Source organism: Nonomuraea sp. 10N515B (assembly GCF_052245915.1).
Lineage (GTDB): Bacteria > Actinomycetota > Actinomycetes > Streptosporangiales > Streptosporangiaceae > Nonomuraea.
The window spans coordinates 127,389-140,109 of the sequence record NZ_JBQQBQ010000003.1 but is presented as its reverse complement, the minus strand read 5'-3'; the positions used below and the strand labels follow the sequence as shown (position 1 = coordinate 140,109).

14 protein-coding genes and 1 riboswitch are annotated in these 12,721 nt (G+C 69.1%); of the genes, 9 read left to right on the top strand and 5 right to left on the bottom strand.

The genetic code is table 11. The annotated features are described in order from the left end of the window. Positions 1-7 precede the first annotated feature (7 nt). Positions 8-175 carry a hypothetical protein gene (locus tag ACTWQA_RS05170; RefSeq protein WP_443158136.1) on the top strand — a complete coding sequence of 56 codons (168 nt, stop codon included), beginning with the start codon at positions 8-10 and terminating at the stop codon, positions 173-175. A gap of 79 nt (positions 176-254) precedes the next feature. On the opposite strand, the gene ACTWQA_RS05165 is transcribed toward ACTWQA_RS05170, so the two are convergent. Further along, a complete protein-coding gene (locus tag ACTWQA_RS05165) occupies positions 255-1,244 on the bottom strand; it encodes a rod shape-determining protein (RefSeq protein ID WP_443158135.1) in 990 nt (329 codons plus the stop codon). 167 nt (positions 1,245-1,411) lie between these two features. On the opposite strand from ACTWQA_RS05165, the gene ACTWQA_RS05160 reads away from it, so the two are divergent. The 3 genes from ACTWQA_RS05160 to ACTWQA_RS05150 all read left to right on the top strand — a co-directional run bounded on the left by ACTWQA_RS05160 (position 1,412) and on the right by ACTWQA_RS05150 (position 3,757). Beyond that, positions 1,412-1,612, top strand: coding sequence for a DUF5302 domain-containing protein (locus tag ACTWQA_RS05160; RefSeq protein ID WP_305916475.1), 201 nt, complete (start codon positions 1,412-1,414; stop codon positions 1,610-1,612). Between the two features lie 160 nt (positions 1,613-1,772). Further along, positions 1,773-1,907: riboswitch (cyclic di-AMP (ydaO/yuaA leader) on the top strand. Between the two features lie 171 nt (positions 1,908-2,078). Next, entirely contained in the window at positions 2,079-2,873 is a 795-nt protein-coding gene (locus tag ACTWQA_RS05155; protein WP_443158134.1) for a hypothetical protein, read from the top strand. A gap of 44 nt (positions 2,874-2,917) precedes the next feature. After that, positions 2,918-3,757: an alpha/beta fold hydrolase gene (locus ACTWQA_RS05150; RefSeq protein ID WP_443158354.1), complete on the top strand. Its 840-nt coding sequence runs from the start codon at positions 2,918-2,920 to the stop codon at positions 3,755-3,757. Between the two features lie 36 nt (positions 3,758-3,793). On the opposite strand, the gene ACTWQA_RS05145 is transcribed toward ACTWQA_RS05150, so the two are convergent. Beyond that, positions 3,794-4,120, bottom strand: coding sequence for a winged helix-turn-helix transcriptional regulator (locus tag ACTWQA_RS05145; RefSeq protein WP_443158133.1), 327 nt, complete (start codon positions 4,118-4,120; stop codon positions 3,794-3,796). 78 nt (positions 4,121-4,198) lie between these two features. On the opposite strand from ACTWQA_RS05145, the gene ACTWQA_RS05140 reads away from it, so the two are divergent. Further along, positions 4,199-4,801: an NAD(P)-dependent oxidoreductase gene (locus ACTWQA_RS05140; protein WP_443158132.1), complete on the top strand. Its 603-nt coding sequence runs from the start codon at positions 4,199-4,201 to the stop codon at positions 4,799-4,801. Positions 4,802-4,839: 38 nt separating this feature from the next. Here the strand turns inward: ACTWQA_RS05140 and ACTWQA_RS05135 are convergent, their stop codons facing one another. Beyond that, positions 4,840-6,048 carry a DUF4032 domain-containing protein gene (locus tag ACTWQA_RS05135; protein ID WP_443158131.1) on the bottom strand — a complete coding sequence of 403 codons (1,209 nt, stop codon included), beginning with the start codon at positions 6,046-6,048 and terminating at the stop codon, positions 4,840-4,842. Positions 6,049-6,070: 22 nt separating this feature from the next. Here ACTWQA_RS05135 and ACTWQA_RS05130 point away from each other — a divergent pair, with 22 nt between their 5' ends. Beyond that, positions 6,071-7,639, top strand: a complete 1,569-nt coding sequence (locus ACTWQA_RS05130) for a DUF885 domain-containing protein (protein ID WP_443158130.1) — start codon at positions 6,071-6,073, stop codon at positions 7,637-7,639. Here ACTWQA_RS05130 and ACTWQA_RS05125 read toward each other — a convergent pair. Next, positions 7,636-8,268, bottom strand: coding sequence for a class II aldolase/adducin family protein (locus tag ACTWQA_RS05125; RefSeq protein ID WP_443158129.1), 633 nt, complete (start codon positions 8,266-8,268; stop codon positions 7,636-7,638). The genes ACTWQA_RS05130 and ACTWQA_RS05125 overlap by 4 nt on opposite strands. A 48-nt stretch (positions 8,269-8,316) precedes the next feature. Continuing rightward, positions 8,317-8,901, bottom strand: a complete 585-nt coding sequence (locus ACTWQA_RS05120) for a TetR/AcrR family transcriptional regulator (protein WP_443158128.1) — start codon at positions 8,899-8,901, stop codon at positions 8,317-8,319. A 47-nt stretch (positions 8,902-8,948) separates the two neighbouring features. Between ACTWQA_RS05120 and ACTWQA_RS05115 the strand changes: the two genes are divergently transcribed. The 3 genes from ACTWQA_RS05115 (at position 8,949) to ngcE (ending at position 12,718) form a co-directional block, all read left to right on the top strand. Further along, positions 8,949-9,866 (top strand): carbohydrate kinase family protein, encoded by a 918-nt coding sequence (locus ACTWQA_RS05115; protein ID WP_443158127.1) that lies wholly within the window; start codon positions 8,949-8,951, stop codon positions 9,864-9,866. Next, positions 9,863-11,077, top strand: coding sequence for an aminotransferase class III-fold pyridoxal phosphate-dependent enzyme (locus ACTWQA_RS05110; protein WP_443158126.1), 1,215 nt, complete (start codon positions 9,863-9,865; stop codon positions 11,075-11,077). The genes ACTWQA_RS05115 and ACTWQA_RS05110 overlap by 4 nt, the downstream gene beginning before the upstream one ends. 195 nt (positions 11,078-11,272) lie before the next feature. After that, positions 11,273-12,718: an N-acetylglucosamine/diacetylchitobiose ABC transporter substrate-binding protein gene (gene ngcE / locus ACTWQA_RS05105; RefSeq protein ID WP_443158125.1), complete on the top strand. Its 1,446-nt coding sequence runs from the start codon at positions 11,273-11,275 to the stop codon at positions 12,716-12,718. Positions 12,719-12,721: the final 3 nt, after the last annotated feature.

Genomic DNA, 12,721 nt, shown 5'->3' with positions numbered 1-12,721 from the left:
CTTCTGCGTGAGTTTGCCGACCCTCTTGACCACCCGCTTCACCGCCGACCCCGCCGCCACCGAAAAGGTGCTCGCCGCGCGGGCCGCCCTCATCGCCGTGCTCCGCGCCAAGATCTCCGGACCCTCGGAGGCCAAGCTGATCCGGATCGACGAACGGACCTGGGTCGACATCTAGCGCTGGGAATCCCCGGCCGACCTGGAGGCCGCGGCCGAGCTGGTCGACGAACGCTAGGTTCGCCGGGCCTGGCCCGGTGTCACCTGGCGCCGCCCCTGAGCTTGGCGATCAGTCCCAGGTCGTCCACGCAGTGTCCGAGGCCGAGCGCCACGGACTCCAGAGGCCGCTCCGCCCGGCGCACCGGCATGCACAAGGCGGTACGCATCCGCCGGCACAGCCCTCGCAGCAGTGCGCCACCCCCCACCAGCACCGCACCCCGTTCCCCGAGGTCGGCCACCAGTTCCGCCGGGCAGTCCTCCACGATCCCGACCGCCGCCCGCTCGATGGTCTCGACCGGCTGCCTGGTCGCCTCATAGATCAGTTGCACCGGGAGCGCCGCCGTGCGCTCCCTGCCGGTCTCCGCGTCCCTGCCGTGGACCAGCACCTGCCGGTCCAGAGGCTTCCACTCGGAGCCCGCGCGCCGCTTCGCCGCCTCCGCCTCGCCCTCGTCGATCAGCAGTCCGTGCTCGCGCTCGACCAGGCGGGCGATCGACCTGCTCATGGCATGGCCGCCGCCCGGGACCGTGCCAGAGGCGACCACGGCCCCGTAAGACAGCACCGCGATCCTGGCCGCGTCGCGCCCGATGTCGATGACCATCCACCCGGCGCAGTCCTTGACCGGCACGCCCGCGCCGAGCGCGGCCGCCAGCGCGTGCGGGATCAGCAGGATGTCCCGCGCCTCCGCCTCGAACGCCAGGTCCCGCAGTGCCGCCCGGTCGATCCGCGTGCACCCGTCGGGCAGCGCCAGGACCACACGGGGCCGGGCGAACGGATGCCCGTGCACTTTACGGACGAAATACCGGATCAGACGCCGGGTGAGCTCACCGTCGGCAGGCAGTCCGTCGCTGATCGGCCAGCACGTCTCGCCGAGGACGTCGACGGCCGCCGCGCCGTACCCGAGGACCTTGCCCGTCTCGGCGTGGCGTGCGACGGCCGAGGGCTCGTCCAGCACGATGCCCTTGCCCTTGACGTAGATCCGGGTGGACGCGGCCCCGAGATCCATCGCCAGGTCATGGCCGAGGACGCTCATTGCCGCTCCGGGGGGTTGGCTATCATGTCGCTTCTGCTTCCCCGGTGCGTACCAACGCAATACCAGGAACGGTTCGTCTTTGCCCAAGGCACGGCCTCAGCCCCGGTTTCGCGCCATAACCGCCGCCGTGCGAAGCTGTGATTGTCCCCAACACCATGGAGGTCCTCATGGCGGATACACCGGAGCCGGAAAACAGCGAAACTCCCGAGGACGAGATGAAGCGCAAGTTCCGCGAGGCGCTGGAGCGCAAGCGCAACCAGCACGCGGGCTCGGGCGAAGGTGGCAGGGGCGGTGACCCATCGAAGATCCACGGGGCGCACGGTCCGGCTGCGAGTAAAAGATCGTTCAGGCGCAAGAGCGGCGGCTGAGGCTGGGATTGCGAGGGGGTACGGCATGCCGTACCCCCTCTTTCTATGCCCGCGAACGCCAACCTCTGCCCGATTCGTCCCTTTACAGCCCTAGGTAGATCTTTCTGCAGATTCATGATGATTTGTTTGCGCGTGTCCGGAATACGTGGTTAAAGTGTGGGCCATTACCTAGCCGAATCCCGATAGATCGGGAACCGGGGACCCAACCCCTGGGGTGAATCCGGCCACGTGCCGGTAGGGCATCTCCACCGCCCGAACCCGTCAGCTAACCCGGTAGGCGTGATGGAGAGGACACCGCATTGATGTACGTACCCCCAGACAGCGTCGTGCCGGCCTCCGGTTGATCGGCCCTTTTCCCAGGCTCTTTTCGCGCTCCGCGTAGTAACCCCCGTTCGGCGTTCTGCCTTGCTACGCCCTTTTTTGGGAGCGCGTGTCCCTGACCCCTCGCAAAGGACCTCACTGCCCCATGTCTGCACGTTTTGGCCTGCGTTCCTGCGCCCTGTTCGCCACCTCCGCCACCACCGTTGTGGCCATCGCCTGCACGGCGGCCCACGCCGATTCCGACACCGAAGAGAAGATCCTGCTCAAGGGCTCTACCACGGCGTCCTATTACTGGGACGACGGATCCGGCCGCAACGGTGACACGGGCATGCCCGCCAGCGGCAAGCCCATGCAGAAAGGCCTGGCCGCCAGTCCGAGCTGGCCGCTGCTGACCGAGGGATATGTGGTCTACAAGGGCAAGAAGCTCCCCTTCTTCGTCGGTGACCGCGGCCCGGGCGTGCCTTCCAACCGTGGCATCATGCTCGACTTGGACGCCAAGACCTTCGCGGAGCTGACTGGCGGCAGGTTCAACCCCAATTCGCTCAGCGTGGACGGCGTCGGCGGCCAGGGTCACATCAAGATCGACTACGTCATCACCAAGTGGGGAGACGGCGTCGGCAAGAAGAACTACCCGGTCCCCTTCTCCACCGGCGCCTGGGGCAGGAAGGACACCAACCCGGCCAAGCCTCCGAAGGTCGTGGCCGAGGAGGAGCCTGCCGAGGTCAAGACCCCCGAGGCCAAGTCCGCCGAGGTCGAGCCCGCTGAGGAGCCCGCCGGCGGCAAGGCGGTGGCGGCTCCGGTTGGGCACCCCGTCACGCCCAAGACCGAGGCGGAGGAGTCGAGCGCCGTGAGCGGCGTCCTCCTCACGGGCGCCCTGGCCATGGCCGGGGGCGGCGTGGTGCTCGGCCACAAGCGCCTGCGCAGGCTTATCAAGCGCTGACTTTACGAGACGGAGACCAGAATGTCATTCTGGTCTCCGTGACCATGCGCGCAGCCGTCAACGGCATCGACATCGCCTACGAGACCTTCGGCTCACCGGCAGGACGACCCCTGCTCCTCATCATGGGGCTCGGCGCCCAGCTCATCCACTGGGACGAGGGGCTCTGCCGGCTCCTGGCGGAGCAGGGACACCACGTCGTACGGTTCGACAACCGCGACGCGGGCCTGTCCACGCACTTCCACGACCAGGGTGTCCCCCCAGCGGGGACGCCTGCGCCATACCTGCTCGACGACCTGGCCGACGACGCCGCCGGCCTCATGGAGGCACTCGGCTGGCCCGCCGCCCATGTGGTCGGCGCGTCGATGGGCGGGATGATCGCCCAGGCCCTGGCCATCCGGCATCCCGGACGGGTGCTGACCCTGACCTCGATCATGTCGACGCCGGGCCCCGAGGTCGCCCCGCCGACCGCGGCGGCGGCCGAGGTGCTGATGGCCACGCCGCCGGCCGACCGTGACGGCGTGCTGGAGCAGGCGCTGCGCACCTGGTCCGTCATCGGCTCGCCCGGCTACGACCTGGACCGCGAGCGGATCATCGCGATGGCCGGGATGGCCTACGACCGGTGCTTCGATCCTGCGGGCACGGCCAGGCAACTGGCCGCCATCATGGCCTCGGGCGGCCGGACGGAGCTGCTCGCCCAGGTGAAGGTGCGCACGCTGGTCCTGCACGGCGAGGCGGACCAGCTCATCCCCGTGGCGGGCGGCCAGGCCACGGCGGCGGCCATCCCCGGCGCCAGGCTGGTGACCTATCCCGGCATGGGCCACGACCTGCCACGCCCCCTCTGGCCCGACATCGTCACCGAGATCACCAAGCTCACCAGCGCCTGAACGCCCGGCGGCGGCCCGCACCGGCCTGCGTGCCGCTCAGGCCGACTTCTCGCGGCACCGGAGTATCTCGGTGATGTTCCGCTCGGCCCACTCGGCCACCGCTGCGATCGGTTCGTGCAGCGAGCGCCCGAGCTCCGTCAGTGTGTACTCGACCCGCGGTGGCACCTCGGCGAACACCTCCCGCGTGACGAGCCCGTCCTGCTCCATGGCCCGCAACGTCTGCGTCAGCACCTTGGGTGTGACCCCACCGATCTGTGCCCGCAGCTGGGTGAACCGCATCGGCCCGCCGATGAGGCTGAGCACGACCAGCACCGACCATTTGTCGCCGATCCGATCCAGAACCACCCGAGTCGGGCAATTCATATCGAAGACATTGCCGGTATCCATAAGGTACTTATAGCACGATGAAGTAACCAGTATCCAATGGATACTCTTGCTGCCATGAAGATCCTTCTCTTTGGCGCGACCGGCATGATCGGCCAGCGTATCGCCGCAGAGCTCACCGACCGCGGGCACGAGGTGACCGGCGTCAGCCGCTCGGGTCCCGTCAAGGGCGACGTTCACGACTCCGCCACTCTGGCCAAGGGCTATGACGCCGTCGTCTCCGCTATCAGCCCCCCGCGCGACGGCACCGAGCCGGAACCGCCCTTCGTCGCCGCCTATCGCGCGCTGATCGACGGCGTGCGCGTGGCCGGCGTGCGCCGCCTGATCGCCGTCGGCGGCGCCGGCAGCCTCCAGGTCGCTCCCGGGGTCGACCTGGTCGACACGCCCGAGTTCCCGGAGATCTACAAGAAAGAGGCACTGGCCGCGCGTGCCGTGCTGCGCCTCTTCCGCGAGGTGGAGGACCTGGACTGGACGTACATCTCGCCGGCCGCCGAGATCGCGCCCGGCGAGCGCACCGGGGTCTACCGCATCGGCGGCGATCAGCTGCTGGTGGACGCGGAGGGCCGCAGCTTCATCTCCGCCGAGGACTACGCGGTCGCTGTCGCGGACGAGCTGGAGAACGGCGCACATCCGCGCCGGCGCATCACGGTGGCCTACTGAACGAAGGCGTACTGAGCAGAGGCGTACTGAACGCCGGCCTACTGAGCGGCGTCCTCCGGCAGCAGCGCCTTCTCGTCGGGCTTGTGGACGAGCACGTTGTCCACATACGACTTCACGGCCGCCTCCAGCCCGACGTCGGCGCCCGCCTGCTCCGACAGATACCAGCGGTGGTCCAGAATCTCGTGGAACAGCTGCGCGGGCTCCAGCTTCCCGCGCAGCCTCGCGGGAATGGCCTCGACCGTCGGCTGGAACACCTCCGCCAGCCACTTGTGCGCCACGATGGCCTCGTCCTCGTGCCGCAGCCCCTTGGCCACCCGGAACCCGTCGAGGTCGTTGAGCAGCCGCCGCGCCTGGTTCTCCTCCACGTCGAGTCCGGTCAGCCGGAGCAACCGCCGCTGGTGGTGTCCGGCGTCGACGACCTTGGGCCGCACGATGAGCCGCCCGGTGCCGACCTTGCGCCGCACCATCATCTCGGCCACGTCGAAGCCCAGCAGGTTGAGCCGCCTGATCCGCTGCTCCACGCGGTGCCAGTCCACCTCCTCGATGATCTCGCTCTCGTTGATCTCGTCCCAGAGGCGGTGGTACCGGGTGACGACGTCCTCGGCGGTCTCCATGGGGTCGATGGACGGGTGCAGCAGCCCACCCGCCTCCAGGTCGAGCATCTCGCCGAAGATGTTGGTGTGCGCCGCGTCGATGTCGGCCAGCCGCTGGCCGTTGCTGATCATCGGGTGCATCTCGCCGGTCTCGGCGTCCACCAGGTACGCCGCGAACGCCCCCGCGTCTCTGCGGAACAACGTGTTGGACAGCGAGCAGTCGCCCCAGTAGAAGCCGTTCAGGTGCAGCCGCACCAGGAGCACGGCCAGGGCGTCGAGCAGCCGGGTGAGCGTGTCGGGGCGTAGCGTGCCCGACATGACGGCGCGGTAGGGCAGCGAGAACTGCAGGTGTCTGGTGATCAGCGCAGCGTCCAGGTCGTGCTCGCGGCCGGTGACGTACGCGACCGGCTCCACGGCCGGTGCGTCGAGCCGGGCCAGGTCCCACAACAACTGGTATTCGCGCTTGGCGTAGCGCTCACTGATCTCCTTGATCGCGTACACCTTGCCCGAGAGCCGGGCGAAGCGCACCACGTGCCGCGAGATGCCGCGCGGGAGATCGACGAGATGGTGCTGTGGCCAGTCAGCGAGTGGAACGTCCCAGGGGAGGCGAATAAGGTCGGGGTCACCGAGCGCGCCAGTCATCTGCAGGGGCATTTGCTCAGGATAAGGTGCACCGGTGGACGAGTTTCTCAAGTGGTACTTTTCCGACCGTCCCGTCGTCGCCAGCTTCCTGGGAGCCGACGGCTACGATCACACCCTCGGCGATTTCACCGCCTCTGCCTGGACCGCCCGCGAGAAGGAAGAGGTCCGCTGGCTCGAGCGCCTGTCGGCGACCGAGGCCGCCTCGCCCGACGACGCGATCGACAGAGATCTTGTCCTCTCGCAGCTGAGAGGCTCCATCGCGCTGGCGTCCTGGCCCGAGTGGCGCCGCGACCCCGCCGCCTACCTCTCGTCGATCTTCGGCTCCATGTACACGCCGTTCCAGCGGCGCCTCAGGCCCGAGCCCGAGCTGGTGTCGGCCGCGATCTCCCGGTTAGCGGAGGTTCCCGGCGTGCTGGCGGCCTGCCGGGCGAACCTCGACCCCGACCTGGCGGCCCCGCTGCTGATCCAGCGGGGTCTTGGCCAGGCCCGCACCGGTCGCAACTTCCTCACCAGGACGATCCCGGGCATGGTCGAGGACCCCGAGCTGCGGGCCAAGCTGGCGACCGCCGCCGAGCCGGCCGCCGAGGCGTTCGACCGGCTTGTCACGTTCCTCGAGTCCTTCCAGTGCGGCGGCACCTGGCGGATGGGGGAGCGGCTCTACTCCACGCTGCTGCGCGAGCGCGAGCTCCTCGGGTACGGCGCCGCCGAGCTGCACGACAAGGGCAAGAGCGCGTGGGCCGAGCTGGACGCCAGGATGCGGGAGGTGGCGGTCCGGGTCAACGGGAGCGAGGACTGGCGGGCCGCGATGGAGACCCTCATGGACGACCACCCGCCGACCTTGGCGGATATGCGGGCCGAGTACGAGGCAGAGACCCGGCGGGCACGGGAGTTCGTCAAGGAGCGGGACCTGGTCACGTTCGCCGACGGCGAGGAGTGCCACGTGCTGCCGTCCGCCGAGTACACCCGGCCGATCCTGGCCGTCGCCCACTACCTCGCGCCGCCGCCGCTGGCCAGTTCACGGACCGGCGTGTTCTTCGTGCCGTACACGCCTGACGACTTCACCCCCGAGCAGGTGCGCCAGCGCCTGCGCACGAACTCGCGGGCCCAGATGCCGTCGATCGCCGTCCACGAGGCGTACCCGGGGCACCACTGGCACCTGTCGTACATGGCGGGCAACCCGCGCACGGTCAGGAAGGTCTTCCGCACGGCGTACTTCACCGAGGGCTGGGCCCTCTACGTCGAGAAGCTCCTGCACGAGCAGGGCTACTTCGACACCCCCGCCACCGAGCTGGCGCACCTGGACTGCCGGATCTTCCGCGCCGCGAGGATCGTCGTGGACACGGCGCTGCACTGTGAGGACATGTCGATCGAAGAAGCCGAGACGTTCATGGCCACGAAGGCGTCGCTCTCGCCCGGCACCGCCCAGGGCGAGGTGAACCGCTACTGCGCGTGGCCCACGCAGGCGCCCTCCTACCTCACCGGCGCCATCGAGATCGACCGCATCCGGGCGTCGTTCCAGGGCACGCTGAAGGAGTTCCACGACAAGATCGCGGGATCCGGCGGCCTGCCGCTGGGCCTGGCCGAGCAGGCGGCCCTGGCTTAGCGCCGGGGGAATTCGGGCGGGTTGAGTGCGCGGTCCACCACGGCGGCGAGCTGCTCCTCCGTCAGGATCGTCGGCTCGCCGATGCTGAGGCCGCGGACGTAGACCTCGCAGAGCCACTCGAGCAGCAGGGTGGCCTCGAACGCCTGCTCCAGCGTCGCCCCGATGGTCACCCCTCCGTGGTTGGCCATCAGGGCGGCCCGCTTGCCCTCCAATGCCGCCCGCACGTTGGCGGCCAGCTCCGGCGTGCCATAGGTGGCGTACTCGGCGACCTTGACCACGCCGCCCAGCAGCAGCGCGTTGTAGTGCACCGGCGGCAGCTCGGTCATCGTGGTCGCCACGACGGTGCCGAACACCGAGTGCGTGTGCACGATGGCCTGCGCGTCGGTGGTCTCGTAGACGGCCAGATGCATGGGCGTCTCGCTCGACGGTTGCAGCTCGCCTTCCACCAGATAGCCCTCGACGTCCACGATGGGGCACATCTCCGGGGTGAGCCGGTCCAGCGCGGCCCCCGACGGGGTTACCGCGACCAGGTCGCCCTGACGCACGCTCAGGTTGCCGGAGGTGCCGATGACCAGGCCGAGCTCGACGGCGCGCCGCCCGTACTCGCACAGCTGCTCGCGGAGGCTCATACGCTCGCAATGTAGTCGGTCGTCCGATATACAGCAATCAAAGGCGGATCACAGCCGGTCGAGTGCCTGCAGCATGAGCCGCTCGAGGTCGACGCGGGTCAGCCGGCCCGGGTAGAGCAGCAGGTGCAGACTGAGGCCGTCGACCAGGGCGAGCAGGTGCTCGGTCAGGTCGTCGAGGTTGTCGTCCGCCCGCAGCTCGCCTGCCGCGCGCGCCTGGCCCAGCAGCTCGCGTACGGCGGCCCGCAGCTCGGCCGCCTCCGCCCGCTGCACCTCGGCCAGCCGCTCCGAGGCCAGGCTCCGGCTCCAGAAGCTGACCTCCAGCCGGGACTCCTGGGTGCGGTCGGCGTCCAGCGGCAGGTTGTCCAGCAGCAGCTCGCGCAGGGCCGCCAGCCCCTTCACGCCCGCCACCTTGCGCGTCAGCCGCGCCCTTATACGCTCGTGCGACTCGCGCAGCGCCGACAGCAGGATCTCGTCCTTGTCGGCGAAGTAGTGGGCGAGCACCCCGTTGGAGTAGCCGGCCTCCTTGGCGATGGCCCTGGTGGTGGCGGCGTCGATGCCGTCCCTGACGATCACCCGGCGCGCCGCCGACAACAGCTCGCGCCTGCGCTCGTCATGATCGACGATCTTCGGCATCGGTCGCCTCCATTGACTTTTTATTCGGACGTCTGTCTATTTAGACTATGACCGTCGCCACCGTCGGCGTCCACATCGCCGACATCCTCGCCAGGCCCATCGATCACATTCCCGAGGGCCAGGACACCGTACTGGTCGACCAGATCCGCCTCACCGCCGCGGGCGCCGCCGCCGGCACGGCGGTCGATCTGGTCAAGCTGGGCAACGACGTGGTCACGATGGGCGCCATCGGTGACGACGAGCTCGGCGACTTCCTGCTGATGGTGCTGGCCAAGCGGGGGGTGGACACCTCGTGCCTGGCCCGCAGGGAAGGCGAGCAGACGGCCGCCTCGATCCTGCCCATCAGGCCCGACGGCGGACGGCCCAGCTTCCACGTGCCCGGCGCGAACCTCTCCGTGACGTATGCCGACCTGGACGTCAGCGTGCTGCGCGGCGCGCGGGCGATCCACCTGGGCGGCATGGACGTCACGTTCGGCTTGGGGGACCCGGCCTTCTTCGCGCTCCTGGACGAGGTACGGGCAGCCGGGACCATCGTCACCATGGACGTCCTGTCGGAGATGGCCGACTTACTGGGGATGGCCCGCGCCTTCCTCCCGCACGTGGACTACGTCCTGCCGAACGAGTCCCAGGCCCTCCTCATGACCGGGGCCACGGACCTCGAGACCGCGGCCGCGACCCTGCTGGCCGACGGACCGCGCGGCGTCCTCGTCACTCTCGGCGAGGAAGGCAGCCTCGTGGTCACCGCCGGGGGATCCGAACGGGTGCCCGCCCTCAAGACGGACGTGGTGGACACGACCGGCTGCGGCGACGCGTACTGCGCGGGTTTCCTCACCGGCCTCCTCCACGACCAGGACGTTCTGACGGCCGCACGATGGGGCACGGCCGCCGCCGCCCGCGTCGCCACCGGCCTCGGCTCGGACGCCGGCCTCACCGACCTCGACTCGACCCTAGGGATGCTCACGTGAACGACGCCGAACTCCGCCAGCGCGCCGCGAAGGTCGTGCCCGGCGGCATGTACGGGCACCTCAACGCCGCCCTCTTCGCCCCCGGCTTCCCGCAGTTCTTCGAGCGCGGCGAAGGATGCCGCCAGTGGGACGTGAACGGCCGCGAGTACATCGACTTCATGTGCAGCTGGGGACCCATCGTGCTCGGGCACCGGCATCCGCGCGTGGAGGAGGCCGCCGCCCGCCAGGCCGCGCTCGGCGACTGCCTCAACGGCCCCGGTCCGATCATGGTGGAGCTGGCCGAGCTGCTGGTGGACACCGTCCCCAGCGCCGACTGGGCGATGTTCTCCAAGAACGGCACGGACGCCACCACGCAGGCGTTGATGGTCGCCAGGGCCGCGACCGGGCGCACCAAGGTCCTGATGGCCCACGGCGCCTACCACGGCGCCGACCCCTGGTGCACGCCCTCCCTGGCGGGCACGACGCCGAACGAGCGGGCCGACCTGGTCGAGTTCACCTACAACTCGCTGGAGTCGCTGGAGGCCGCGGCGGCCACCGTGGAGGGGGACGTGGCGGCGATCATCGTGACGCCGTTCAAGCACGACGCGTTCGAGGACCAGGAACTGGTCGAGCCGGCCTTCGCCCGCGGCGCCCGCGCCCTGGCCGACCGGCTGGGGGCGGCGCTGGTGATCGACGACGTGCGCGCCGGCTTCCGCATCGACCTGCGAGGCTCGTGGGAGCCCTATGGGGTGCGGCCCGACCTGACGGCCTGGTCCAAGGCCATGGCGAACGGCTACCCGATCGCCGCCGTCACCGGCACCGACGCGCTGCGCGGGCCCGCGCAGACGTTGTATTCGACCGGCTCGTTCTGGTTCTCGGCGGTCGCGATGGCGGCGGCCAAGGCCACCATCGAGACCCTGCGCGACACGGACGGCATCGCCGCCATGGAGCGCGCCGGCACGCTCCTGCGCGAGGGCCTGAACGACCAGGCCAAGTCCCACGGCTTCGTGGTGAACCAGACCGGGCCGGTCACGATCCCGTGGCTGAGCTTCGACGGCGACGCGGACCTGTCCGTGGCCATGTACTGGAGCGACGCCTGCCTGCGGCACGGGGTGTATCTGCACCCGTGGCACAACTGGTTCATGTCGGCCGCGCACACGGACGACGACGTCGCCAAGGCGTTGGAGGGCACCGACCAGGCCTTCGCCGAGACTCGGGCACACTTCGGCTGAGGCCGGGCCTGACGTGCCGTCGGCTCTTGCCCTCTTCGCCCAGGTAGACGATGCTGTCGTCTACCTCCAGGTCACGGCCATGCCGCCCGCGGTCACGGCGAGGTCACGGCTCCATCTCGGACCTTGACGCAGGCCAGCGGCCGTTCGTACCTTTCGGGCAAACGTTTAGGAAACTTTCCTAATTCGGGAGCCTTCATGACCCACCCGGGCGAAATCACGCGACGCCAACTGCTCCGCCGCATCGGCATGACCGCGTTCGTGGCCGGCCCCGGCGCGGGCCTGCTGAGCGCCTGCGCCACCGCCGGCACGGGCAGCGATCCCACGGCCGCCCCGGCGACCTCGATCGCCGCCTCCGCCGACCCCAAGAACCCCTTCGGCGTCGACGCGAAGAAACCGCTCGAAGTGGTCATCTTCAGCGGCGGGTACGGCGACGCCTACGCGAAGGACCTGCACGAAGAGCTCTACAAGAAGGCGTTCGCCGGGGTGTCGATCAAGCACACCGCCACCCAGCAGATCGGCACCCAGCTCCGCCCCCGTTTCGTCGGCGGCGACGCTCCCGACGTGCTCAACAACTCAGGCCCCGAGGCGATGGACCTGGTCGCGCTGGCCGCCGAGGGCCACCTGGCGGACCTGGCTCCGCTGTTCGACGCGCCGTCGGTGGACGAGCCGGGCAAGAAGGTGCGCGACACCATCACGCCGGCCGTGCTCGACAACGCCAAGATCGACGGCAAGGACCTGGTGCTGAACTACACCGTGTCCCACCGCGCGCTCTGGTACAACGCCAAGCTGTTCGAGTCGAGGGGATGGGCGGTCCCGAAGACGTGGGCCGAGTTCACGGCGCTGGGGGAGACCGCGAAGAAGGACGGCATCCTGCTGTTCGCCTACCCCGGCCAGAAGGGCCCGTACTACCAGCTGTGGAACGTGCTCTACACCGCCGCCAAGATCGGCGACAACCAGGTGATCATCGACCTCGACAACCTGGTGGACAACGCCTGGAACGCCGAGCCCGTGAAGCAGGCGGTCACGGCGTGGGCCGACGTCCAGGCGAAATATGGCGACAAGGCATACTTCGGTCTCGACCATACGCAGACCCAGATCAAGCACCTGCAGAACGAGGTGTTGTTCTACCCGGTCGGGTCCTGGATCGAGAACGAGATGACCAAGGACATCCCGCTGGACTTCCAATACGCCATCGCCCCCATTCCCGACGTCACCGCCGCCGACAAGATGCCGTACGGCGCCATCCAGGTCGGCGTCGGCGAGAACTTCGTCGTCGCCGCGAAGGGCAAGAACCCGCAGGGAGGCCTCGAATACCTGCGCATCATGCTCTCCAAGGAAGGCGCGAAGGGCTTCACCGAGAAGACCAAGAACCTCACGGTGGTGAACGGCGCCGCCGAGGGCCTGGACCTGCCCGCCGGCCTGAAGAGCGCGGCCAAGGCCCAGGACGCGGCCGGTGAGAACATCATCACCGACGCCCGTTTCGAAGGCTGGTACAAAGAGCTCTTCGACTACGGGACCGAGCAGATCAACGTGGTCATGGCCGGGCGGATCACGCCGGAGAAGTTCTGCGCCAACATGCAGAAGAAAGCCGACGCCATCAAGAAGGACGACGCCGTCGCCAAGCAGACGCGGAGCCAATAGCAC